Source organism: Priestia taiwanensis (genome assembly GCF_014638355.1).
GTDB classification, from domain to species: Bacteria; Bacillota; Bacilli; order Bacillales; family Bacillaceae_G; genus Priestia_D; species Priestia_D taiwanensis.
In genome coordinates this window covers 211,594-237,480 of sequence record NZ_BMFK01000001.1, presented here as the reverse complement: position 1 = coordinate 237,480, position 25,887 = coordinate 211,594, and the positions used below count along the sequence as shown (strand labels likewise).

Annotated in this window: 18 protein-coding genes and 1 pseudogene; all 19 read right to left on the bottom strand. The window is 35.4% G+C overall.

The features are described 5' to 3' along the window. Window positions 1-3 precede the first annotated feature (3 nt). On the bottom strand, window positions 4-1,701 hold the full coding sequence (gene tagH / locus IEV41_RS01175) for a teichoic acids export ABC transporter ATP-binding subunit TagH (RefSeq protein ID WP_188386630.1): 1,698 nt from the start codon (window positions 1,699-1,701) through the stop codon (window positions 4-6). Between the two features lie 14 nt (window positions 1,702-1,715). Beyond that, window positions 1,716-2,525, bottom strand: a complete 810-nt coding sequence (locus IEV41_RS01170) for an ABC transporter permease (protein WP_188386629.1) — start codon at window positions 2,523-2,525, stop codon at window positions 1,716-1,718. Continuing rightward, window positions 2,525-3,805: a nucleotide sugar dehydrogenase gene (locus IEV41_RS01165; RefSeq protein WP_188388632.1), complete on the bottom strand. Its 1,281-nt coding sequence runs from the start codon at window positions 3,803-3,805 to the stop codon at window positions 2,525-2,527. Before IEV41_RS01165 ends, IEV41_RS01170 begins: the two co-directional genes overlap by 1 nt. Window positions 3,806-3,837: 32 nt before the next feature. Continuing rightward, window positions 3,838-4,671, bottom strand: a complete 834-nt coding sequence (locus tag IEV41_RS01160) for a glycosyl transferase family 2 (protein WP_229722109.1) — start codon at window positions 4,669-4,671, stop codon at window positions 3,838-3,840. Window positions 4,672-4,693: 22 nt separating this feature from the next. Then, on the bottom strand, window positions 4,694-7,006 hold the full coding sequence (locus IEV41_RS01155) for a glycosyltransferase family protein (protein WP_188386628.1): 2,313 nt from the start codon (window positions 7,004-7,006) through the stop codon (window positions 4,694-4,696). 2 nt (window positions 7,007-7,008) lie between these two features. Next, window positions 7,009-7,323, bottom strand: coding sequence for a hypothetical protein (locus IEV41_RS01150; protein ID WP_188386627.1), 315 nt, complete (start codon window positions 7,321-7,323; stop codon window positions 7,009-7,011). Beyond that, complete coding sequence (locus IEV41_RS01145) at window positions 7,323-8,624, bottom strand: glycosyltransferase (RefSeq protein WP_229722108.1); 1,302 nt, start codon at window positions 8,622-8,624, stop codon at window positions 7,323-7,325. Before IEV41_RS01145 ends, IEV41_RS01150 begins: the two co-directional genes overlap by 1 nt. Continuing rightward, entirely contained in the window at window positions 8,578-9,822 is a 1,245-nt protein-coding gene (locus tag IEV41_RS01140; protein WP_188386626.1) for a glycosyltransferase family 4 protein, read from the bottom strand. The genes IEV41_RS01145 and IEV41_RS01140 overlap by 47 nt, the downstream gene beginning before the upstream one ends. A gap of 1,563 nt (window positions 9,823-11,385) precedes the next feature. Then, window positions 11,386-14,187 (bottom strand): bifunctional glycosyltransferase/CDP-glycerol:glycerophosphate glycerophosphotransferase, encoded by a 2,802-nt coding sequence (locus IEV41_RS01135; protein ID WP_188386625.1) that lies wholly within the window; start codon window positions 14,185-14,187, stop codon window positions 11,386-11,388. A gap of 64 nt (window positions 14,188-14,251) precedes the next feature. Beyond that, complete coding sequence (locus tag IEV41_RS01130; RefSeq protein WP_188386624.1) at window positions 14,252-15,163, bottom strand: LCP family glycopolymer transferase; 912 nt, start codon at window positions 15,161-15,163, stop codon at window positions 14,252-14,254. A gap of 172 nt (window positions 15,164-15,335) precedes the next feature. Beyond that, window positions 15,336-16,121, bottom strand: a pseudogene (gene tagH / locus IEV41_RS01125) (teichoic acids export ABC transporter ATP-binding subunit TagH); the annotation flags it as partial. Between the two features lie 15 nt (window positions 16,122-16,136). Further along, on the bottom strand, window positions 16,137-16,940 hold the full coding sequence (locus tag IEV41_RS01120; protein ID WP_188386622.1) for an ABC transporter permease: 804 nt from the start codon (window positions 16,938-16,940) through the stop codon (window positions 16,137-16,139). Further along, window positions 16,937-18,220, bottom strand: coding sequence for a nucleotide sugar dehydrogenase (locus IEV41_RS01115; protein ID WP_188386621.1), 1,284 nt, complete (start codon window positions 18,218-18,220; stop codon window positions 16,937-16,939). The genes IEV41_RS01120 and IEV41_RS01115 overlap by 4 nt, the downstream gene beginning before the upstream one ends. A gap of 11 nt (window positions 18,221-18,231) precedes the next feature. After that, a complete protein-coding gene (locus IEV41_RS01110; RefSeq protein ID WP_188386620.1) occupies window positions 18,232-20,937 on the bottom strand; it encodes a bifunctional glycosyltransferase/CDP-glycerol:glycerophosphate glycerophosphotransferase in 2,706 nt (901 codons plus the stop codon). 26 nt (window positions 20,938-20,963) lie between these two features. Beyond that, on the bottom strand, window positions 20,964-22,271 hold the full coding sequence (locus IEV41_RS01105) for a glycosyltransferase (RefSeq protein ID WP_188386619.1): 1,308 nt from the start codon (window positions 22,269-22,271) through the stop codon (window positions 20,964-20,966). Further along, entirely contained in the window at window positions 22,225-23,472 is a 1,248-nt protein-coding gene (locus IEV41_RS01100; RefSeq protein WP_188386618.1) for a glycosyltransferase family 4 protein, read from the bottom strand. Before IEV41_RS01100 ends, IEV41_RS01105 begins: the two co-directional genes overlap by 47 nt. 335 nt (window positions 23,473-23,807) lie before the next feature. Further along, the gene (locus tag IEV41_RS01095) at window positions 23,808-24,446 is read right to left on the bottom strand and encodes a M23 family metallopeptidase (RefSeq protein ID WP_188386617.1); all 639 of its coding nucleotides are present in this window, start codon (window positions 24,444-24,446) and stop codon (window positions 23,808-23,810) included. A gap of 95 nt (window positions 24,447-24,541) precedes the next feature. Then, the gene (locus IEV41_RS01090; protein ID WP_188386616.1) at window positions 24,542-25,114 is read right to left on the bottom strand and encodes a cob(I)yrinic acid a,c-diamide adenosyltransferase; all 573 of its coding nucleotides are present in this window, start codon (window positions 25,112-25,114) and stop codon (window positions 24,542-24,544) included. 52 nt (window positions 25,115-25,166) lie between these two features. Further along, complete coding sequence (locus IEV41_RS01085; protein ID WP_188386615.1) at window positions 25,167-25,883, bottom strand: ATPase; 717 nt, start codon at window positions 25,881-25,883, stop codon at window positions 25,167-25,169. Window positions 25,884-25,887 lie beyond the last annotated feature (4 nt).

Below are 25,887 nucleotides of genomic sequence, written 5' to 3'. Positions count from 1 at the left end.
CTCCTAGTTTAATGTATTATTCGTAATTTTTATTGAAATAGCTACAATTTTATTATACAGTGTTGACACTGTAATACTATATTCATTTGTCAAGAATAGACGTATTCCCTCAGTGGCCTCTACAAAGAATGGTTCACCTAGTTGTGAAGCACTCTCTTTTATCGGAATGCTGATATTATTGATATTCATCTGAGAAACATTCTGATTTTCTGCAATAAATTCAACATTTTTATACTCTACAAATGACCTATCCCCCTGCTTCCTTCGGCTAATAATTGGTTCTTTATTGTCTTTTTCCAGAATATCTACCGACTTATTTAAATACTGAGAATGCTTTGCTATCTTTTCACTTACACCAAGCGTCAGTAAAAACTCTGACATAGAGTTAATATTTTTATTTGGATATTGTTGTTCTTCCAATATATACTCTTGTAATATAGTTGAGCTAATCCATCCAGTCTTTCCATTTGGTAATTTAACTTGTAACCAAGACATAGGAGTATCTGAACTCTTCTTTCTATCTACTACTTCCAGAGCGTCCCCAAACTCTACTCTAGAAATCTCTTTACTCCCTGTAGAAGCATCTGATCGAACTATACCAACTTTTGTTGTTACAATCGCCATCTTTGTTTCGGTATTCGATGTGACAGCTTTACTTTCTGTTGCTCTCGCCTCTTCCGTAACTTTCGCTTCTCCTTCTTTGTTATCCATTGATGTAAAACTTTTATACACCACGACACTCCCAACTACTACAAGGCTAGCAACTACTATTGTTAAGAGTCTTACTAGTAATTTCTTTTTACGAGCTTCTTTAAACCTTGTACTATCCTTATGCTTTCGTGGTCTATGTTGCATATCTTCAACTGCGTGTGAATCGTTATTCTCTATAATACAAGTTTCTTCACATTCTATTGGAGACGACTGTTTATTAATACTGTCTTCACGAAGTTTATTACGTTCTTCTATTGACAATCCATTATATTCTTTTAAAAATTGTTGATATTCATCAACAATTCCATCAACTTCACCATACCCTCTTACTTCACCATAATGAATCCAAAGTGCCTTTGTACAAAAACTTTTCACCTGTGATAAGGAGTGACTAATAAAAAATATTGTCTTTCCATTTTCTTTAAATTCATTCATCTTATCTAAGCAACGCTTTGTAAATGTTTGATCACCTACAGATAATGCTTCATCAATAACAAGAATATCCGGATCTATATGAACAGATATAGCAAACCCTAGTCGTGACTTCATCCCACTCGAATAAGTCTTTACTGGTTGGTTAATGAATTTTCCGATGTCTGCAAACTCAATTACTTTCGGTGTAATTTTTTTTATTTCCTGCTTTGTTAAACCTAGCATTAGTCCCTTTAATTCAATATTTTCTAGACCTGTTAATTGAGCATTTAATCCTGATGAAATAGCAATTAATGCTGCCGTTCCTTCTATCTTAACTTCACCCGAGGATGGCATTGTCACACCTGCAATTAAATTAGATAGTGTACTTTTCCCTGAACCATTCAAACCAATAATGCCTACGATTTCGCTTTTCTCTACATCAAAAGATATTCCTCTCAATGCATGATGAAACTCTCCAGTCTCGCTCGAAAGAAAAAGATCTTTCAGTTTATCCGAGGGCTTCGCATACATTTTGAACTTTTTTGTTACATTTTGAAACTGAACCATATGTTTCATTCTGTCTTCACCTTCTATAAATAATCAACGAACTGTCTTCTAAATTTTACATGTATTATTGAACCTACTAACAACAAAATTAGCACTATTCCCCAAAAATATATCGTATACCATGACCATAGAAAATCTGTCTTCCCCCATAACAAACTCTCTCGGTACCCTTGAACAAGATAATAAAATGGATTTAACTTAATCACTAATTGAAAGAAGAAAGGTAGCTTAGCTGTTATCGGCACCCAAAATATTGGCGTAATATAAAATAAAATCCGGACTACTGACTGCACAATTTGCTGTACATCCCGTACAATCGCTGAGAATGTCGATGTAACATAGGATAATGCAAATAGAAAAATAGTAGTTGCCCCCATAAAATATAAGAAAGCAAAAACATTAATGGTAGCAATTCCATGATAAACAATTACTGCAATAAACATGATTACCACTAAAATCATGTGTGTATATAGTTGAGAAAGGATAACATACGTAGGAATAATACTTAATGGAAAATTCATTTTAGAAGCCATTCCTAACTTTGAATAAATTGAATTAGCCCCTTGAGTCATTCCCGCAGACATATAAAACCAAGGAATAAGCCCACATATTAACCATGCAAAGAATGGGACCCCATTAACAGGAGCCCCTCCTCTAATACCCAAGCCAAAAACTAACCAAAATATCCCTATTTGAATCAAAGGATTCAGTATCATCCAAAAAGTACCTAATAGATTCCCAGCATATTTACTTTTTATTTCATACAGAGCTAATCTATTAATCATATATTTATACTTAAGTTGTTCATTTAAGAGGATTCTTAATGACTTCATTATACCATCACTGTTTCCTTATTAGCTTTGTATAAGTTACCAAAATTAATAACTTTCATCTTGTTGTATTTATTCATATCTACACATTTACGTGTATCAAATAAATTAGGTGTATTCATATTAGTTGCCAATGCATCGTAATCCATCTTCTTAAATTCATCATGATCTGTTAAAACTAATACTAAGTCTGCATTGTTCGTTGCTTCTTCTGCAGAAACAAATTGATATTTGTCACTTTCAACATGTGGATCGTGCATCTTCACATTAAATCCTTGATTGATTAATAATGTAATAACATCCATCGCTGGACTCTCACGCATATCATCCACATTACCTTTATATGTTACTCCAAATGCAGCAATTGTTGGATTTTTAATATTTGTCACTAACTCTTTTACATTATTAACTACATACTCTGGCATTGAAACATTCGTATCACGTGATAATTGAATGATATTAGCTAATTCTGGAGATTTAGCCACAATAAAGTATGGGTCAACCGCTAAGCAATGACCACCTACTCCAGGACCTGGATAGTGAATATTTACACGTGGATGCTTATTTGCCATTTCAATAACATCTAATACATTAATTTCAAGCTTGTTACAAACTTTCGTTAGCTCATTTGCCAATGCAATATTAACATCTCGGAATGTATTTTCCATTAACTTAGACATTTCTGCTGTCTTTGCATCTGTTTGAATAATCTCACCTTTTACAAATAAGCCATATACTTTCGACCCAGCTTCAGCACAAGCTTTTGTTACACCACCAACAATACGGTTGTTATAGATAAGCTCATGCATAATTTGTCCTGGTAACACACGTTCCGGACAATGAACTAAATAAATATCTTCCCCTACTTTAAATCCAGCTTCTTCCACTAATGGCTTAATATAGTCATCCATACTACGTGGAGCAATAGTAGACTCTACGATTAAGACATTCCCTTTCTTAACATAAGGTAACGCTGATTTCGTTGCTTGCAATACGTATGTTAAGTCACATGACTTATGTTCATCATCATTGTTTGGAGTTGGTACAGCAATAATAAATACATCTGCCTCTTCTGGTGTTAAAGAAGCACGGAAATACCTTTTCTCTACAACTTCTTTTACAACTTCTCCTAAGCCAGGTTCTTCAATATGAATTTCACCCTTATTTAGCTTGTCCACTACTTCTGGAAAAATATCAACGCCTACTACTTCCGCACCAAACTTCGCAAACATTGCTGAGGTTGGTAGCCCAATATATCCTAATCCCATTGTACAAATTTTCATCATAATTCCTCCATCGTTCATTACTTCCTTAATTACCCTAAACATCCTACATATTTTTTAATATAGTATACCGTCTCATCATAATCTAAAGGATTATGACCTTTCTTCTCATCGCAATATAAAACTAACTCTACTTTTTCCGAATAATTTTCATCAGACGCTATTTTAGATAATCCCATGATAAATGGTTGCATTTGGTTATGAATATCATGTAAGCATGATATATTCTGTAAATAATAAATCTTAGGTACTCTATTAATTTTTTTATAGAAATCTAGAACACTGATTCTCTCTTTATTTGCTTCTTTATAAAAATTTACTTCTTCATTTGGGTGAATCAAAGAAAATAATTTTGTAACATGTGACTCATAAAAATTTGTAAAAATAACTTGAGGGTTATTTACAAGCGCTGTAGATCCTTCTAACATGCCAGACAACATAAGTGACATAAAACCACCAGCAGAACTACCGTAAAATAGAACATGTTCATGTAGAATATTCTTTCTTAAAAATAGTTTTTCTAAAATAACCGCTATATTTTTTAAAAAATGAGTATTAGCTGTTCCATATCCCCATCCAATATTCAATTCTCCTAAGTATAATGTTGGATCGTTATAGAAAATAGTAGATTCATTAAATGCTTCTGCCCAAGAATGCCGTTGAAACACAGGAGGCTTCATTATCTTGGCATCATAAGCACCTGATCCAAAAACTATCGCTTTATTGGATTCTTTTTTCAGATTTAACAAAAATTCATAGCTTGTTCCATCTAATTCTACACATAATAAAGTCGGCAAATCATATATTTCTTCTAAATCAACTATTTCATCAAATCTTATCTCTTTTTTAACATATTTATCTAGCATCAAAACTTGCTCCTTTATATCTCTAGATAGTCACAAATGTCTTATAATCATTAGTATAAGCACAAATAGTGCCTTGTTTTAACATATCTTCATCACTTATTTGCCACGTATGAGAATTCTTTTCCTTGCGGCGTATTACACAGAAGTTATAGCTATCATCAGAATAAATTTTAAAGCCTAGTTTAATTGCATACTCAATAAATTTCGTATCTTCACCTGTATTTCTATTTTCAAAGGATCCCATAGCTTCATATACTTCTCTCTTAAACATTAAAGTCGCACCCGCTACAAACCTCGTATAACAGTCTTCCCCAGACCCTTTAATTTGACGCTTTACTAATATATTACTTTCTTCAAAGTAAGTGTAGTATACACTCTTTCCCACAATAGAAGCATCCGTATAGTCAAAAATAGCCACCATATCTCTCAGATAATTCGGTGCATAATAATCATCGTCGTCCATCTTAGCAATAACATCTCCAATAGATTTACTGATACCATAATTCAAGCAGTAACCCAATGATTTTGCAGAAGCTACTTTATATATTTTTGTATTCTTTAAAGAGCTAAATTTCTTCTCCCACTTCTCCATAACAATATCATCAGAATTAACAACAATGATATGTTCTCGATCCTCATATGTTTGAGCACTTAAATTATCTAAAATATTATCCATAAATTGTGGTCTATTTGTAACTAACACAACGCTTATTTTCTTCGAGTGGCTTTTTTTGTATGGAAGACCCACTATATCTAGCATTTCATTTATGCGATGCGTATACGTATGATTTTGTAAAATGAATCGATGCGCTAATTTCGCTTCACGCTGCATTTTTAATGGGCTCTGAGTCAATATTCTTAATAATAGTTCTGTTCTAGCTGGTGAATCTGAAATATGCACATAATCTCCTAACTGTTCTCTTACTCCGATAGAATCACCACTAACAACAACAGTTTTACTGGCTAAGACCTCATATACTCTTCTAGAAAACATATACTTACTATTTTGAATAGAGTTCACATTCAAGAAAATATCATAATTTTTATAGGCCTCTACCATAAAGTTATAGTCTAATTTACCTACAATAGAATTTTGGAATAGCTCCGGCCAAGTTCTACTTGTTAAATTTTTATTATCTATCCCAAAAAATCTATCATATATATCTAAGCCTATCCTTGTCGCTGGTGTAATAATATTTTCTACATCTTTTATACGATCTGGATGCTTATCACCATACCAAGAACCTGAAAATGCGATTGTTCCTAATTTATGTTTGTTCTTATTTATAGGATTGTGAATACGTGGTTGAGCTGCAAACGATAATGGGTAAATATTTGTATGAGTTACTACTGTCTTAAAATTATCGATATTATTCTCATCTGTTACGAAAATATAGTCGAAGTAAGACGCAGCTTCTTTAAATGATTCAAAATTGTCTTTCCCCTCTTTATCCCAGAAAATCGTTGGTATTCCTCTTTCTTTACAGTAAGAAACTAAATCTTGTAAATCCGTATAACTCCGTTTGTGTAACTCTGTTATACGACAATACCAAGTGCCTTTATATCCCTGCCATGCAGATTCTACTAAAAGTAAGGCGGGATTTTCTTCATCAATCACCTGTCTCCAATTCTTTGGTGTTAAAGGTAGTAAATTAGCTTCATATTTAAAACACTCTGAACTAAATTCATCCAAAATCGTAGCTATTTTCATTTCTTTATTAACAGTATGCTTATTACGATCTTTTAAAGCGACCTTATTCACATACTTAATAAAGTTATCTACTTTGTTTTCTTCTATAAATCTTATAGACTTATTAGTATCGACTTGCTTCGATAAAAGAATATTTTGGAATTCAATCCTTACTTCCCCAATAAATTTAACGGCCAAACGTACACTTACTACTTCAGTTGGAATAGTAAATATCTTCATTTCTCCTACTGGAACTATAATACTACTTGCCGCACCATTTTCTTTATACATAATGAAGTATAAATGAGCCTCTCCACTTCCTGATTTAACACCGCTAAATTCTAGTTGATATGGCTTCTTATAGTCAATTTCAAAGAGAGTTTTTTTAGGCTTAACATGATAACTATTATTACGCTCTTGATACGATATATAAATGAATTTATCAACTGGTTGCTCTAACTCTATAACATTTTTGTTTATTTTAATAACATTAGTATAATCTTTGCTAATAAACCAATTGGCTTTTTCAATAGAGCCAACCTGAAGAACTTTCAAATCCTTTTGGGAAACATCTACGGTGCTAAATCTCTTCTTTGCTTTTTCTAAGCTTTTCAACCTTTGTTCCACCTGATGTACATCTAACACGTCTATCTCTCTCCCTTTAACTTACGCTTTAACTTACGTTTTATCTTCCAATAAAAAAGTGTGAATTTACCTAACTTAGCTTTACTTAAAGCATTATATTGACGCTTTAACTTATCATTTTCTTTCATTAATAATAATAACTGCTGAAGCTCTTCTTCACGTTCTTTCATTGTTTTCATAAGCTCTTTTTTTAATATGTTAGCAGTATGTGAAAGAGCTTGATTTTCTTTCATTAACTTATTTTTTTTACACTCTAGTTCTTTTATGCTCATTTGTGCCTGATTATCATTTTTCTTTGGCTTTACTTTTTCTCCCACTAAAACGCCACCTTCTTATATACATCTAAAAATTGTTTTTTTTCTTGTTCCCAGTTATATTTCTCACGTGCACTAAAGCAATTTTCACTCATTTGTTCACGTACTTCTGGATGATCTAATAAGTAATTAACCCCTTCTGCAATTGAAATCGGATTATGTGAATCTACACATAGGCCCGTATTTTCTTTTTCAACAACACCTTGAATTTCAGGGAAACTACACGCCACCACCGGTACTCCGCTCATCATATATTCAAAAAGCTTGTTAGAGGAAGCTGAGTAATGATTGAAACAAATATTATTTAACACTTGAAACCCTAAGTAGGCATTTTTTGTATAGTGTAATAGTTCATTAACTGGAACTTTTGGAAGGAACCTGACTTTATCTTCTAATTGCATATCATGAACCATCTTTTCTAATTCTGGCTTGATACGGCCGTCCCCAATAAACACAAGTACTCCACGTTTAAAATTTGGTGTTGCTTGAATAAGTTTATCTAAACCACGTCCTGTTTGAATACCACCTTGATATAACAAGATTGGTTCTTCCTTTGGAATGTTTAATAATCGATGTAAATCTACGTCTCCACTATTTTCAGGCCTTGAAACAAAAGGATAATTATGTACAACTTCTGGATAAATTCCATATAAATCTTCTGTATACTTTGCTCTTGTGTGATTTTCATTAATCATTACATCAATAAACTTAATATAGAGTTTTTCCATTTTGCCATATATTTTACTGTTATAACCAGTACGACTCGTCTGCACTTCATGTGAATCGTATACAAGCTTCTTCCGTCTGAACAACTTCGCACAAACTAATCCTTGTGGTAATGTATTTAAATCATTTGAATGATATATATCATACTTCTTTCTCATTCCACACATAACCATTTGCATAGCGATATAGCCTCGTACTAAAAAAGTCCGAATTTTTTTCGTTACTAGCAACGTAAAAATAACTCCTAACACCATTGTTGGAAGGGGCATAAACCATAATGAAGCAATAAATAAAATAAGAGATAAAAATAGCATGTAATAATTCCTTGTTAAGACTCTCTTTATTTTTGCACTCAATCCAAATATTTTTCCAATCACTGATGGAAATGAATTATTCACACGTATAACAGTAAATCCTTCTTCTCGCATTTCTCTTTTAGGTAAATCTTTGTTTTTTCGATCATGTATTGCAATTAAATCTACTTCATACCCTTCTTCAGCTAAGGCTGAACACTCACGTAGCACTCTAGCATCATTTGTGAAGTGGTTCCACACAAACATGCAAACTCTGTTCTTCATCTATTTCCTCCATTAAATCTGTCAAAACATCGATATTTTTTTTCCAAATCCATCGTTGTAAAGTGTATCGATATCCATTTCCACCCATTTCATTGCGCAGTTGTACATTCTCCGACAAAGTAAGAATATTATCACATATCTCATCGATACTATTTTCGGTCGCAATAATCCCACAATTCGCTTCTTTAATCACCTTTGCAGCATAGCCTGAAACATCTCCAATAATAGGTTTTTTCATCCCCATATAATCAATTAATTTACCAGGCAGCACTTTCTCAAAGACATCCTTTTTTACAAGGCTTACATAAGCGATATCTGCAGACACCACTGCCTTTAATGTTTCTTTTCGAGTTTTGGCAGAAAGAAGCTCAATATTTATTAATCGTTTCTCAGCGATTAGCCTCTTAACTTCTTTTGTATGAACACCATATCCGATAATTTTAAATGTAATATTAGTTCTATCTTTTAATTTTTCCGCCACTGCAATTAGCTTCAAAACATCTTGTGCCAGTCCAATGTTACCTGTATACACAATTGAAATTTTTTCATTTCTACTATCCTTACCTTCTGTCGAATAAGCTATTTCTTCTTGCGTTAGTGAATTCGGCATAAAAGATATCTTTTCTTTTGACACACCATTACTAGTAATGTGTGCACCAAAATATTCACTATTTATGATAATCTTGTCTGCTTTTCTATATAAATACCTTTCTAACCAACTTGCTACTCTGATAATATATTTATTTGTAAACACACCTACACCAAGCAAAGATTCTGGCCATAAATCTCTAATATCCAAAATCAACTTAGCCTCAAGCTTCTTCTTTGCAATGATTCCTGCAATACCAGAAAAAATTGGCGGACTAGAAACAAAAACAACATCATATTCCTTGTTCATCTTTAAAATAGCTAAGATGAATTTAAAGGTAACTTCTAAATAAAGTAGCAATCTATTAAGCATATTTCTAGTATATTTTCTAGTTTTTGTTTGTACCCTAATTACATCTTCTTCAGATATCTCTTCATTCCAAAATTCTTTATTTTTGTATAAATTCCGGTTTGGATAGCTAGGTTCAGAAGTCAGAACCGTTACGTCATATCCTCTTTCTTTAAGCCGGACATGTATGTTCTTCATCCTGTTTGCAGCACTTCCAATTTCCGGATAATAATTTTGACAAATCATCAAAACTTTCTTCATTATAAATTCTAATCCTCCATCTCTTCCCATCGCCACTTATAAGTAGAAACCATTACTCCTAATTTAGCTGTACATGCAAAAACTCCATGTATTTTACATAAGTCGTATTCTATTAAATAAAGAAATTCACCTAAAAACTATTATTTTCCCCATTAATATATTGAATCACTGGTTTATCTACGCTTGGTAACATTTCTTTTGACATTGCCTTTGTTACTCGTATAATAGCTTTCCTTACTCTTTTATGTAAAAATATCTTTTTTCTATGTACTATTAATAGAAAAACTTAACCATATTGCTCAAAAATGAACAACATGGTTAAGTTTTTAATACTAACAGGCATCTAACCCAACCTCACACCATGCCACTGACGACTTGCATCTAAGGTAGGACTACTTTTACCCACAGCATGATCGAGTGCCTCCATTAGTAACGGTGAGGAGACATTACCGAATTCGTTTTCTTAAAAGACACCGAACAATATTTCTTTTTTATTTGTTATAGCAGCTTACAATGCATAGAGTAATTGTTTACTAAGTTCCATTATCCTCTTGGAAGTGTCATACAATAAGTTAAATTGACTTGAATTAATTGGTATAAGTACTTCTTCATCTTCTTATCAGAGTCCCCCGTGACACCTGAATCTAGTAGTTCTTACAGATTCAACTTTATTGGACTAAGCTTCTCTGAAATTTCTACTTTTACTAAAATACTAACATTAGAAATATAATGTCTTTATCTTGCGATGTTAACTTAGGAATTCTTCTCACTAGATACTGTAAGTTTGCTTAAATCTCATTGTGCATAGCATCATTTCCTCGTCTCAGGCTTAACCACATAAGCTACTCACTTCTATCGCGTTACTATATTAAATACTTGCATCTACATTCAAGATTGATATTACTAGGAATGTTTGTATATATATACATATTTCTTGACGAATCGCCATATTCTACACATATATGACATTTTTTCCACAATAAATATTCTATCATATTATCTTCCATATATGCACTACTTTTTACTAGATTCACCTTCTTCCAACTTAAATATTTCACCAAATCAACACATAACTTTTATTATTGTAAGATATTAAATGGAAATGAAAGTTCTTTATCTAAAGAACTTTCATTTCCATTTCTTTTCAATCATTATAAGTTCCTCATATGGAATCACTTCTCCTCGAATGATCCTTTCTATTTTTTAAAAATAATAATATTTTATCTACATCATACCATTTACTTATTTGGTAATATGCGTCTAGTACATTTGTTGATGATTTAACTGAATGGGCTGCGCTGATGTGAGAAAGGTGATGGGTTTTTCTGTATATCTATGCGTATTAACCTATATCTACAGTAAATAAATACCTTTCTGGATAAGATACAGGCTTTATTTAGTATCTAATTTAAGAAGAAACCTTCTTTTATAGTTTTTTTGAATCAGTCCTTTTATAATTCAATATACCTATATATTATTTAATTTTTTAATGTATACACTTTAACATTTCGTATACCACTTCCTACTCATACAAAAAAAGGAAGAAAACTTGTTGTTTTCTTCCTATCTATCCATATTCTTTATCTCATTAAAAATAAGTTCACAATGTGTACCACTTGTCGGTTTCATGACGAACTGTTTCGTTTTTTCTTTATATTCCGCCTCCATCTTCATATTGTTCGTTACATAGTACGTAATCTTAGCTACTAGATCATCTTCTGTCTCTACGACTTTGCCGAATAAATCTGTACGATGATTAATGATTCCTTCACGGTAATGTTTGCTAAAGAACAAATCATAATCGAATTGGTAGAAGATAACCGGCTTCTGCATGTATGCGAAGTCAAAAGAGACGGTTGAATAATCAGTAACCAATAGTGCATTGTTCTTTAATAGTTGTTGAACAGAAATACTATCTTTTTGAATAACGTGAATATGTGAGTGTGCTGCATCTAGACTAATCCCTAACTTAGCTAGCAAACGTTGTGCCTCGTAATGTAAATAGAAGTTAATGGTTATATGATACCGTTCAATGAGTGCGTGTAGCTCTTTGTTATGAAGAAGTGATTGCAACCGTTGAAAATATTCTGATTCTAGTAAGCTTTCTTCATCTTTAATCCATGCCCGCCACGTTGGCATAATTAACATTTCCCGCTTGTTGCATTCCCCTTTCAAATTATCCCATCTTGCTAATCCAGTTACTTTCACTTCCTCTTCCTTGTAACCATATTCTTTAAGAAGGTGATTCTTTTCTCCTTTTGAAGAGGCGATGAACATATCATAATTTGTTTTATTCTTATGGAGAACGTGGTTCACTCTACTGACACCGATAATTCCATGTTGTAAAAAGATATTTTGACTATACCTACTCCACTCTGGGTATATACACACAATATCTTTATATGCTTTTGAATGCATGAATACTTTATCGGAGTAACTATTAATAATTTTCGATGCAGTTAGTAAGAAGAGGGTATGCTTAATCGTATTTGAGTAGACTAGATTGCCGTATTGTTCAATCTGCTTCCTATCCTCTGCATCTTTGTCAATGACATAATAACAAGGTATGTGTGGATGCTTCGTTCGAATGTATTTGAACATATGATAGGAATTGTCTTGTGCTGTGTCATTACGTTCTCCAATGAACCAAATATCTTTCTTTTTATAGAACGTACCCATAATTTTATACATCCATAACGTCCACCATGTTTTGTATTGCTTTTTACATACTAACGACCATTCTTGTTTCCAATTATTGCGATACGTAATTAACTTGTTCTTCACTCGTGTAAGAAGTGTTACGTCTGATACTTTAATCGTAACGTGCTTACGGTTGAGAAGTGTATCAATTTGTAGGCTTCCAATCATATTTCTCTTCGCAACATTTTTATTCTCAATTAATTTACTTTGTATTTTTCGTTCTAATCGTATTTTATTGACGTCCTTCTCAACGACGAATATCATTTCCCAGAATCCATTACTTAATCCTAGACGACACAAATGAAGCTGTTTCGTTTTAAACCCACTGTAATCATAGTCTTGCACTCTTGCTCCATTATAGTTCGACACATCCGTTCGTAACTCATTTTCCAAATCGATAACGACTTCTTTTTTTGTCTCTGTATTACGAAAGATGAGCTGTTTCTTATCACGCTCTCCTGCTTTGTATCCATGATGGAATAAGTATCCACCAATTGTTAACATGCCATCATAAACAAAGAACGTTTCTACCTTTAAGACGGACGGTATTTTCTTGAAATTAACGTTAGACACATGAAGGTATCTTCTATATTTCGGGAAGTGAGCATACAAGAAATTGTACACTTCCCGTTTCTCTGTAAGAATATTGGAGCGTTTATATGTTTCTGGAGTGCTCATAATCTCTAGTAAGAAGAGCATATCGTTCTTCTGCTTCTTCCTTAAAAATTCATGTGCTAATCGTTCATAATGATTAAATTCTTCTACAAGTTCATCTAGTGTAAAAGAATGAATAAACGAATTATAAAATTCCCATCCGATATCAAGCACAGCATCAAGATCTTGCTTGCTTAATTTTTTGTAGCGCAATGTAATAGAATTAATGAAAAATTTCCACTGTGCTTTCTCGACTGTATGACTATATTGCTCTAAATGATTAGCGAGATAAAATGCTTTTAGTTTTTGTACAGCCTTATAGTGATGAACAAAAAATCGAACATCTTCTCGTTTTGATAGCGATGCCTCAGACTGAATAACACGGTAATTAAGGGAATTAATATTTGCAACACATGTGTGATTTGATAAATACAGACATTGCTGAGTAAATAACAAATCTTCCCCAACGCTTATTTCTTCATCAAATTGAATGTGATGCCTTTCTAAAAAATTGCGCTTAAATAATTTGTTGCAAGAAGATGCACTTAAACCGAGCTCGGGATTCGTCTTAATATGACGGACTTCTGGCAGTTCCTTATCAAATAACTTCGCCATATAAGGAATTCCCCATGTCCTTGTTGTATTGAAGCATCGAATATTCCCAATAAACGTATCCGACTGTGTGTTACGAGATTTTAAATACATGACTCTATATGTATTCGGTAATACATAATCATCCGGATCTAAGAAAGCAACATACTCTCCTGTTGCTACTGTTAGCCCCCTATTACGAGCACTTGCTACCCCTCCATTTTCTTTATTGATTAATTGAAATAAATGAGGATGGTTCGTTACATACTCTTCTGCAATCGTCTGACTGTTATCTGTTGAACCATCGTTAATTAAGAGCACCTCGATATTCTCAAGACTTTGTTCTACTAACGAATCTAAACACTCTACTACATATTTCTCTGCATTATAAATTGGTACAATGACACTTACCGATTTCACCGTCAACCTCCTCATCCAAAAAATGTCCAATGTACGCCATGTTGACAATACATTGGACAACGTTTTATTTCGATAATTGCAAATGAGTTCTTAACTCGTTCGTTGCACTAGTCTTCGATTGTGTAGAAGGTATGAAGTAATAAATGCTGTTGATCATATTTCCTTCTCCTTCTAGCTGCAGGTTCTGAATGTTGTTCGCCGCCACTTTGTAGTCACTTTGAATCTTCAACATTTCGTTGAAACTCATGTTTGTCTTAATATTGTTTTGTACAGCTGATAACACACCTTTGTAGTTCGTTAACGTCGAAATCGATGCGCCTTTTTTAATTACTTCTTCAATAATTTGACGTTGTCTCGCTTGGCGACCAAAGTCCCCTTCTGGATCTTGCTTTCGCATACGCGCGTATTTGAGCGCTTCGTCACCATTTAGATGAATCGTTCCTTTCTCAAAGCGCGTCCCATCTTGCACAAATGCAAACTTGTTATTTACTTCTACTCCACCAACAGCATCAACAATTTCTTTGAAGCTATGCATGTCCACTTGAATGTAGTAATCAATTGGGATGTTTAAGAAATTCTGTACCGTATTAACTGCCATCGTAATACCACCGAAGGCATACGAATGATTGATTTTATCTTGTATTCCTTTGCCAACAATTTCTGTGCGTGTGTCACGTGGGATACTAAGCATCTTCGTTGATTGAACACTAGGATTCACCGTTAACACAATCATCGAGTCTGAGCGACCCTCATCTGTCCTTCCATATTCCCCACTATCAACACCTAATAGTAAGACGGAAAATGGTTCTTTTTTATTGATATCGACGGTTGTTCCACGAATATTCTCTGCTTGTATTGGTTCATAGATTGAATCCGCTGTCTGTTTCACATCGTTATATACTTTGAATCCGAATATCCCTGCCGCAATTACTCCAACAATGAAGATACCGAGGATAACAAAGAGAAATTTCTTCATACCTGTACTCTCCTAGTTCCATATATAATGTACCCTTCACTACAGAAAAATTCGCCGTAATGAACAGGTTACTCTTATCATGTACAAACAAGGCATTTCCTATTTTCGGTTGTTTTTGGATGTGGTATATGTAGAGTACTGAGAGTTTTTGGTACTTTATACTTCTCTATAAATGACCTTGCTTCTCCAAACTTTCCTCACGAAGACGATTGCGCTCTTGTTGTGTAAGCTTGTTGTACATCGATAAAAATTGCTCATATTTACGCACAACATCGTGCACATCACCTTGTGCCTGAATCTCCCCGTAATGAATCCATAATCCTTTCGTACAGAAATTCTTCACTTGTGACAGCGAATGACTAATGAAGAAAATCGTTTTGCCGTTTTCCTTGAATTCATTCATCTTCTCGAGGCAACGCTGTGCAAACGTTTGATCACCGACAGATAGTGCTTCATCGATAACAAGAATATCTGGATTGATATGAACCGAAATCGCAAAACCTAGCCGTGCTTTCATTCCACTTGAGTATGTTTTAATTGGCTGATGAATGAACTTTCCAATGTCGGCAAATTCAATTACTTTTGGCGTAATGTTTTTAATTTGTTGTTTCGTTAAACCGAGCATTAATCCTTTTAGCTCAATGTTCTCCAAGCCTGTTAATTGACCATCCAGCCCAGAGGAAATTGCAATTAATGCTGCTGTTCCTTCTATTTTCACCTCACCAGAAGACGGCATTGTTACACCAGCAATAAGATTAGAAAGCGTACTTTTCCCTGAACCATTCAATCCAATCACACCAACAATTTCTCCTTTTTCAACATGAAAAGAAACATTTCGCAACGCGTAATGAAATTCCCCTCTCTCACTTGAACGAAAAAGGTCCTTTATTTTTTCAGACGCTTTCGTATACATTTTGAACTTTTTCGTTACGTGTTGAAACTCTACCATATATGTCATATATCACTTCACCTTTTAAATATAGTCAACGAATTGCCTTCTAAATTTCACATGCAGAATCGACCCTACAAATAACAGCGCAAATGTCAGCAACCAAAAGTAAATCGTATAGCCTGACCAAAAAATATCCATGCCTGTACCTAATAAAGAAGCACGGTATCCTTCAATGACGTAATAAAACGGATTACTTTTAAGTGCCATTTCAAACCACCTAGGTAATGGTCCTGGTACCCATAAAACTGGGGTTAAATAGAAAAGGAGACGAACAATCGATTGAATAGCTAATTGAATGTCACGTAATAGTGTGGCGAATGTCGATGTGACAAATGAAATCGCAAATAAAAAGCAACTTGTCGTGAACATGAAATAAAGTAACCCCAATATATTCACTTGCATAATTCCATATCCGAAGAAAAGAAAAACAAACGTAATGCCAATTAAAATCATATGCGTATATAATTGCGACAACAATACGTACGTCGGTACTGTGCTTAACGGGAAGTTCATTTTCGAGACCATTCCAAGTTTTGAATAAATCGAATTTGAACCACGTAACAGCCCAGCATTAATATAAAACCACGGTACAATTCCACATATTAGCCAAATAAAGAACGGAACATCCCCTACTGCAGAGCCATTACGAATTCCAAGACCAAATACGAGCCAGTACACGATAATTTGGATGAGTGGATTCAAGATAGCCCATACCATACCAAGCCTATTCCCAGCATAAGTGCTTTTTAATTCGTAAAGAGCTAAACGGTTAATCATATATTTATTATGCCATTGTTCTTGAAGGACAATCGTTAATGATTTCATGCTAGCCCCTTCCCTCTGCTGTTCATCTTATGCACATTGCCAAAGTTCACGAGCTTCATTTTCTTACACGCCTCTTTCTTAATACAATTACGTGTATCAAATACTAATGCTTGTTTCATTTTTTCAGTGAAAGCATCGTAGTTTACTTCTTTAAATTCGTTATGATCTGTTAAGAGTAGGATTAAATGCGCTCCGCTTACTGCCTCTTCTAATGTCATGAACTTCTCGTCTGTTTGCTCGACGAACGGATCATATACAGCAATATTCATGCTTTCTTTCTCTAATAACTCGATAACATCCATTGCTGGGCTTTCCCGCATGTCATCAATATTCCCTTTATACGTGGCACCAAATACTGCAATTTTGGGGTAATCGATGCCTTTCACTAAATTTTTTACGTGATTCACAACATAGTGTGGCATCGATACGTTCGTGTTCCTCGCTTCTTGGATAATACCTGTTAAATCAGGCGACTCTGCTACAATGAAATACGGATCGACCGCTAAGCAATGTCCGCCTACTCCCGGACCTGGTTGATGAATGTTTACACGTGGGTGCTTATTGGCCATTTGAATAACGTCTAATACATTAATTCCTAAATCATTGCACACTTTCGCTAATTCATTCGCGAGAGCAATGTTCACGTCCCGGAATGTGTTCTCCATTAGTTTCGACATTTCCGCCGTCTTCGCATCTGTCTTCATAATCTCTCCTTGGACGAATAAGCGATAGACACGTTCCCCCGCTTCTGCACATGCCGGTGTCACACCACCGACGATGCGGTTATTGTATATCAACTCTGTTAAAATCCGTCCTGGTAGTACACGTTCTGGACAATGGACGAGGAAGACATCTTCTCCAACAACAAATCCTTCTTTTTCAACTAACGGTTTCACCTGATCATCCATACTACGAGGAGCAATGGTCGATTCGACGATAATAGTATTTCCCTTTCGTACGTACGGCAAAATAGTTTGTACAGCTTGAAGAACGTATGATAAGTCACATGACTTATATGGATCATCTTTATTCGGTGTCGGAACAGCAATAATGAATACATCCGCTTCTTCTGGCTTTAACGATGCACGGAAGGCACCTTTCTCGACAACTTCCTTCACTAATTCCTCTAATCCAGGCTCGCTAATATGAACCGCACCTGCATTTAGTGTAGTAATAACCTCTTCATTAATATCCACACCTACTACCTCTGCACCATATTTAGCAAAAATCGTAGAAGTAGGCAATCCAATATATCCTAAACCTATTGTACAGATTTTCATCCTTTCAACTCCTAATTGATAATCTCCTTTAGAATGCGGTGGCAGTGTGAATCGAATTTGGTAATATATTTTCTTGCTTGTTCTATCTGCTGCCTATCAACTGTCCCTCCATTTCTTCTTATATATATAAGAAGCTCTTGCATATGCTCAAACCGCTCTCCAAACAACTCCCGCTTATGATCAATCGGTCCCTCGTTATAATGCTTTGAATAGAACTCGTCATAATCAAATTGATAGAAAACAATTGGCTTATCCATATAAGCAAAGTCGAAGGAGACGGTTGAGTAATCAGTGATAAGTATGCGGTGGCGCTTCAATAAATGTTGGACTGTTTCGTCCCCTTGACGTAAGACCGTAATTCGTTCGTGGAAGAATGGTAACTCTCCTAATAGGCGCTGTGTTTGATAATGTGGAAAGAACGATAATGTTAAGTCTTTCTCTTCTAATAAGTTGTGCAATTCTTTACTTTGTAAGAAATTCATGTATGTCTTGTAGTACGTTGAATTTTCTAATTGCTCGCGTGATTTAATCCAGCTTCGCCACGTTGGCATGAGGAGAATTTCATTTCCTTTACTCGTGTCATCAAGGGCATCCCATCTTGCTAATCCAGTAAGAATGACTTCATCCTCGTCATACCCAAACTCTTTCACAATATGTTCTTTCTCAAATTCGGAAGAAACAACGAACTTAGCATAGTTCATTCTGTTCTTATGAAGAACGTGATTGACACGGCTTACACCTATAACACCGTGTTGGATAAAAATTTTCTCATTTTGTTGCCATTCGGGATAGAATTTCATGATGTTTTTGTATGATTTCGTGTACATATTCGCTGTTTCAGAGTAACTATTGATCGTCTTTGCACATGTAAGTAAATGCATCGTATGCGAGAAGCCGCCATATGAAATGATGTTACGAAGCCATTTTATATTCCAATAGTCTTCCGAGTTCTTATCGATTACGTAGTACACTCGCTTTTCTGGATGTTGCAATCGTATATACTTGAACAAATGGTATGAGTTATCTTGCGCTGTGTCCGGTCGTTCTCCGATAAGCCATGTGTTACGTCTGCGAAGGAGTTTACCAAATAATTTGTACACGATAATCGCAAAGAATGTGTGATAATCTCTTCGTTTTAAGAAGCTAACGTCGTACCTCATGTTACGACGTACTTGCCTGAACTTACTTGTTAGTTTCTGGCGTAGGTTAATAGTACGAATCATGAACGTTAACTTTGTTCCATCCTTGTATCTTGGTGTAATTTCTTTGTTACCTATTACAGTTGTCTTCACGCCATTTCGTACTTGTGCAAGTAAGACGTGTATCGGTTCTTCTATCATCACTCCTTGTAGGGTTGTACGGATGCTTACTTCCCACGTTCCCTCTCCTAACGTATCAAGAAGATCTATCTTCACCGTTTCAAAACCTGCTTCGTCATACGAAATAGTATTTTTCGAGAACAAATACGTAATATCTGTTCGTAATGTATTTGTTAATGAGATTATTTTTGTCGTGTTGTTTTGTTTAAATACTAGTTCTTTTTGGATATTTGTTGTTGCAATACTATCGATATAGGCATAACCACCGATTGTTAGCGTTGCGCCTCTTCCTTGTAGTACTTCTATTCTTGCTTTTTGCTCTATTTGCACAGAGAGCAACGCTTTGTATGCTGGAAAATAACGATATAAGTAGCTATAAAGTGTTCCGTCTACGACAACGTGCTCTCTATTCGTCTGTTCATCTGATACAATTGCAATAAGTTTCGTAAAATCAGCGAAATTGTTGTAGGTCGCCATATGGATGAATAGCGCATCTCTACTTCCTTGTGCTGTTGTATGTGTCATCGTATCGAGAAACTGTTGCATGTATCGACATACATCATATTGTTCTTCTGCTGTAAAGGAGGTCGCTTTCAACATGATAGAATCTGTGAAAAATTTCAATTGTCTCGCTTCGATAGGTTGGAGTTCCTCTTTCCTATCCAACTCTTCATATAGTTCATGGATTTTATGTTGAAGCAAAACTAATTGTTTAAAAAATGCTAGATCGTGCTTCTTCGATAAACTTTCTTCGTGTTGCAACACTCGGTACCGAAGTACATCAATATCTTTCACTACTGTATAATTGGATTGTTGCAAACTATTTTGGGTAAATAGAAGATCTTCGCCAATATGTAACGTCGGATCAAATTCAAGCTGATGACGAAGAAGGAAAGCGTGCTTGAATAACTTATTGCCAACAGACGGAGTGAGGTGTAGTTCATGATGAGTACGTATATGGCGTATGAGCGGACGCCCCTTTTGAAATACTTTCTTCATATATGAAAGCTTCCATTCTGTTTCTTCGCTAAAGCAAGTAATATTGCCAATTACTGTATCCGCGTCTTTTTCTTTCGCTATATGATATAACTGTTCGTACCCTGTTCGTTCGACATAATCATCTGCATCAAGAAATGCAACGTACTCCCCTACTGCGAATGATAGTCCTTTATTCCGTGCCGCCCCTGGCCCTGCATTCGATTGACGGGTGAAGCGGATGTTCTTATATGTAGTTGCATAACGCTGGATCATAGCCACACTCTTATCCGTTGATCCATCGTCTACAACAATAACCTCAATCTCCTTCAACGATTGCTGAAGGAGAGACTCGAGGCACTGTTCGATATATGCTTCTTTGTTATAATTAATAACGACGACACTTACTTTGTAGAACACCACTCTCGTCCTCCTTCACATCGTATCTGTTATGCGGATACTTTCTCATAAATCGCTAGTAATACGTGCTTCTCATGTTCCCAATTATATTTCTCACGAGCCATGAAACAATTTTCACGCATTTGCTCCCGTAATTCCGGATGGTCTAGCAAATGATTTACACCTTCTGCAATTGATGCTGGATCGTGTGAATCGACACATAAACCAACATTCTCTTTTTCCACAACCCTTTGGATTTCAGGGAAACTACATGCAATAACTGGAACACCACTCATCATATATTCAAATAACTTGTTTGATGAAGCAGAATAATGGTTGAAACAAATATTGTTTAATACTTGGAATCCTACATAGGCGTTTCGTGTGTAATGTAATAACTCATGTATTGGTACTTTTGAGATGAACTTTACTTTCTCTTGTAACCCCAGGTCTGCGACCATCTTCTCTAATTCTGGTTTAATACGACCGTCACCAATGAAGACAAGTGTGCCACGTTTAAAATGCGGTGCAGCTTGTACGAGCTTATCTAATCCACGTCCTACTTGAATACCACCTTGGTAGAGAAGAATTGGTTCTTCTTTTGAAATATTTAACATCTCATGTAAATTTACTACGTCATTCTCTTCTGGACGTGATACGAATGGATAGTTGTGAACCACTTCTGGATACATGCCATATAGCTCTTCTGTATACTTTGCACGTGTATGGTTTTCATTAATCATAATGTCGGTAAATTTAATATAAAAAGCTTCCATCTTACCGTACATGCTACTGTTATAACCTGTACGACTCGTCTGTACTTCGTGTGAATCATATACTAGTTTTTTACGGCGTAATCGTAATAACTTTGCACATACTAACCCTTGAGGCAATGTATTTAAATCATTCGAATGGTAAATATCATAATTTTTGCGCATACCTTGTACCACCATTTGAATTGCAATGTATGCTCGGACAAGGAATGTTCTTGCTTTTTGTGTCGCTAATGTTCCAAATAGAAGTCCTGCGACAACTGTTACAATAGGCATGAACCAAAGTGCAAATGCAAGTAAAAAGAATGATAGGAATAATGTGTACGAGTTCTTTGTGACGAATTGCTTCATCTTTGCACTTAATCCAAGCACCTTTCCGATTCCTGTTGGGAACGTATTATGCACACGTGTTACCGTAAAGCCTTCTTCACGTACTTCTTTTCGTGCTAAATCTGGATTCTTCCGGTCATGTATTGCAATTAAATCCACTTCATAACCTGCTTCGGCTAAAGCAGAACATTCACGAAGTACCCTGGCATCATTGGTGAAGTGATTCCATACAAACATACATACCTTCTTTGTCATCTAATCCCTCCATCATCGTTGTTAACACCTCAATATTCGTGTTCCAACACCAATTTTTCTTCGCAAATTCATATCCGTTCATTCCTAATTCCAACCGTAGCTTCGGATTGTTCGCAAGCGTAAGGATGTTCTCGCATAATTGGTCTACACTTTTATCTGTTGCAACAAGTCCACAGTTTGCCACATTCATCATTTTTGCCGCGTAACCAGATACATCACCAACAATTGGTGTTTTCATTCCCATATAATCAATCAACTTACCCGGTAGTACGGTTTTGAAAACATCTTTCTGAACAAGACTTACGTAAGCAATATCTGCTGCTGCGATTTGTTGCAATGTTCGTTTTCGGCTCATTGCTGTGTGTAGATGAATGTTCATTAAACCTTTTTCTTTAATTAGACGCTTCACTTCTTTTGCTTGAATACCGTAGCCGATAATGTTGAATGTAATGTTTCTGTTCTCTTTTAAACGTTCAGCAATTGTTAGTAGCTTCACAATGTCTTGCGCCAAGCCAATGTTTCCTGTGTACACAACTGATACATGATTTGTTTCATTGTGCTCATGTCGTTCATGGTACGTCATTTCCTCTTCTGTCAATGAGTTTGGCATGAACGAAATATTCGTTTCTTCGATACCTTTGTTCATCATGTGTTCCTTGAAATATTCACTGTTAATAATGATTTCGTCTGCTTTTTTATATAAATATTTTTCTAATAAATGGGCGAACTTAATAATGTACCTATTGGTGAATACTCCGACACCAAGTAAGGAATCTGGCCACAAATCACGTACATCTAAAATAAGCGGTACCTTTAGTTTTTTCTTAGCAATTACTCCTGCAAGCCCGGAAAAAATCGGTGGCGTAGATACAAAAATAAAATCGTATTCTTTCTTCATTCGTAAAATAGACAGCACGAATTTCAACGTGACCTCTAAATAAAGAAATAATCGATTTAACATGTTTCGCGTATATTTTCTTGTTCGTGTCTTTACTCGAATTGTATTTTCTTCTGAAATATTCTCATCCCAAAATTCTTTCTTCTTATACAAGTTACGATTCGGGTAACTCGGATCGGACGTTAAAACCGTTACCTCATACCCTTTCTGTAAAAGTAGGGTATGTATATTCTTCATCCGATTGGCGGCGCTACCTATTTCAGGGTAATAATTTTGACAAATCATTAGAACCTTTTTTCTCATAGATGTCAGCACCTACCTTTTCTATATACTAAAAAAGAGACTATCGAAATCCATATTTAGATACGCCCGTTATTGTCCACATAACTTGTTATCCAAAAAAGCTTCGTTTGCCTCACGAACAGATTATCATACGAATTGTGACTTCTTAATTTTTTTGTTAATTCACAGATTTTGCATAGTATCGAAGGAAAAAACAGAATTGCTATATAGCAAGGATTATAGTGACATACGCATGTCAAATGTATCCTATGAAGGAAGAAATTTAGAGGAATAAAATAAAAAAAGAACCCGAAATATCGAGTTCTTGAGGATCGTCTATTTGGCACATGTATTAACTATTTACTCGCCACCTGTAGTTTCTGCATTGGATAAATTGTATCATTTGTTGATGAGATATCATTGTCTTTTTTCAATTGTTGTACAGATATATCGAATTTCTTAGCGATGTGGAACAATGTATCTCCTTTTTTGACGGTATATGTTTTCACTTCTTTTGCAGATACCATTTCTGCATCTGGTAGCAAAGCAAGTGGATTAACCGCGTTTTCTTTGCCAAATGTCCATGCACCTTTATGCACTTCAAAGTGAAGATGTGGACCTGTTGAATGTCCTGTATTGCCAAGAGTTCCGATTACTTCACCTGTTTTTACTTTTGCTCCTTCTTTCGCATTACGTGTATGTAAATGTGCATATACTGTTTCGTAGCCATTACTGTGCTTAATGAAAATAACATTTCCGTATGATTTGGAGTAATATGATTTCGTCACTTCTCCGCTCGCAACCGTACGTACATCCGTTCCTGTTGGTGCGGCAATATCAATTCCATAATGTTGACCACCACGTGTCCCAAATGTGTCTGTCATTCTTCCTTCTACTGGCCACAGCCAAATATCGCTCTCTGCACGAACAGATGGTACATAAAGAAGTAAACAAACACCAACCATAAGCAAACCTTTTTTTACATAACTAAACATTCTATTTCCTCCATTTTTTAAAGCTCGTCCACCTTTCCTACATGCAAAAAAAAGGGAAAAATGGCACCTTACCATTTTTCCCTTTTTCATCTATCTTATTCCCCTTTTTTTGAGCGAAAGACAAGTGCGCTACGCTCGTACTCGACATCCTTTTCACCAGCGCGAGTATTAATGACACGTGCTACTGCAAATAAATAATCCGATAAACGGTTAATATACTTTAATGCGACATCATTAATTTCTTCTTCCTTCTTAAGCGATACGATACATCGCTCCGCTCGGCGAGCAACTGTACGCGCAATATGAATAGCTGCTGAAGCTGGTGTTCCTCCTGGTAAAATAAATTTCTCAAGTGGAGGTGCTTGTTTAATATAGTCATCAATACGTTCTTCTAAAAACGTTACGATTTCCTCTGTCGCTTTGAATGGGATTTTATCATGAATATTCGCTAAGTCACCACCACAATCAAATAATTCATGCTGAATCTTTTCCAATTCATTGTAAATGTCTTTATACGTTTCTTCCTTTAATAATGTCATTGCTTGGCCAATAAATGAATTTAATTCATCAATCGTTCCGTATGCTTCCACACGTAAATGATCTTTGTCTACGCGTCCACCAATTAAACTTGTTTTTCCTGAGTCACCTGTTCGTGTATATAATTTCACTTAGTATCATCTCCTTCTTTCTTCTATTTCGCTATACTTCTCTTCCTTTCCTTTATTCCACCGTAAGTGGATGGAAATGTTCACCACACATTACATGTATCGCCTGCTCGTATTCGTTATGATAACTAATCACCACACACGTTGCTGGGCCAGAAGAAGCAGTGATATTGATATCACTTTGTATATTTGTGTAAGCTACATCGTTCGCTTGAAGGAGTTGTTCCACTTCATACCGAACACCTTTTGAACCAACTGGGACAACTTCGTATACACCATTTCCCTTCAATACTTCTTTGAATAGTGATAACGGCAATACTTTCTCTTGCTGTAACACAACTTCTTCCCCTACTAGTGGGACACCGATAACTGCAAATTTAGCATCACGTGGTGTGCATGCTACTTTTCGTTCCTTCTTTTTCACATTTCCTATAACAGTAATACCTAGACACGTTTGCACGACTGGGATATTACTCTCGGAGCTACCTGATATGTATACGTCCTCTTGCTTCATTTCTTTGCATATATTTCGTATTCCTTTTTCAAATGCACTGTACGCTTCGTCGCTCGTTAAATTCTGCATAATAATAGCCGTCGGTCTCGCCCCTACTGCCATGCATTCCATCATGGCAACACGTGTTGTGTAGTATGCCACTGTTTCGTACGGTACGTGTACGACGTCTTGCTCTTTTTCGCCAATTCCTCCTGCATTATCTACGGCGATGACTAGATAATCTTCATCTCCCCACGGTATGTATGATACATCTCGCATGATG

Bases quoted from the DNA above. Each gene is read 5' to 3' on its own strand.
- tagH (WP_188386630.1), bottom strand. From the start codon at position 1,701: ATGAAACATATGGTTCAGTTTCAAAATGTAACAAAAAAGTTCAAAATG.
- IEV41_RS01170 (WP_188386629.1), bottom strand. From the start codon at position 2,525: ATGAAGTCATTAAGAATCCTCTTAAATGAACAACTTAAGTATAAATAT.
- IEV41_RS01165 (WP_188388632.1), bottom strand. From the start codon at position 3,805: ATGAAAATTTGTACAATGGGATTAGGATATATTGGGCTACCAACCTCA.
- IEV41_RS01160 (WP_229722109.1), bottom strand. From the start codon at position 4,671: ATGCTAGATAAATATGTTAAAAAAGAGATAAGATTTGATGAAATAGTT.
- IEV41_RS01145 (WP_229722108.1), bottom strand. From the start codon at position 8,624: ATGAAGAACAGAGTTTGCATGTTTGTGTGGAACCACTTCACAAATGAT.
- IEV41_RS01140 (WP_188386626.1), bottom strand. From the start codon at position 9,822: ATGAAGAAAGTTTTGATGATTTGTCAAAATTATTATCCGGAAATTGGA.
- IEV41_RS01130 (WP_188386624.1), bottom strand. From the start codon at position 15,163: ATGAAGAAATTTCTCTTTGTTATCCTCGGTATCTTCATTGTTGGAGTA.
- IEV41_RS01120 (WP_188386622.1), bottom strand. From the start codon at position 16,940: ATGAAATCATTAACGATTGTCCTTCAAGAACAATGGCATAATAAATAT.
- IEV41_RS01115 (WP_188386621.1), bottom strand. From the start codon at position 18,220: ATGAAAATCTGTACAATAGGTTTAGGATATATTGGATTGCCTACTTCT.
- IEV41_RS01105 (WP_188386619.1), bottom strand. From the start codon at position 22,271: ATGACAAAGAAGGTATGTATGTTTGTATGGAATCACTTCACCAATGAT.
- IEV41_RS01100 (WP_188386618.1), bottom strand. From the start codon at position 23,472: ATGAGAAAAAAGGTTCTAATGATTTGTCAAAATTATTACCCTGAAATA.
- IEV41_RS01095 (WP_188386617.1), bottom strand. From the start codon at position 24,446: ATGTTTAGTTATGTAAAAAAAGGTTTGCTTATGGTTGGTGTTTGTTTA.
- IEV41_RS01085 (WP_188386615.1), bottom strand. From the start codon at position 25,883: ATGCGAGATGTATCATACATACCGTGGGGAGATGAAGATTATCTAGTC.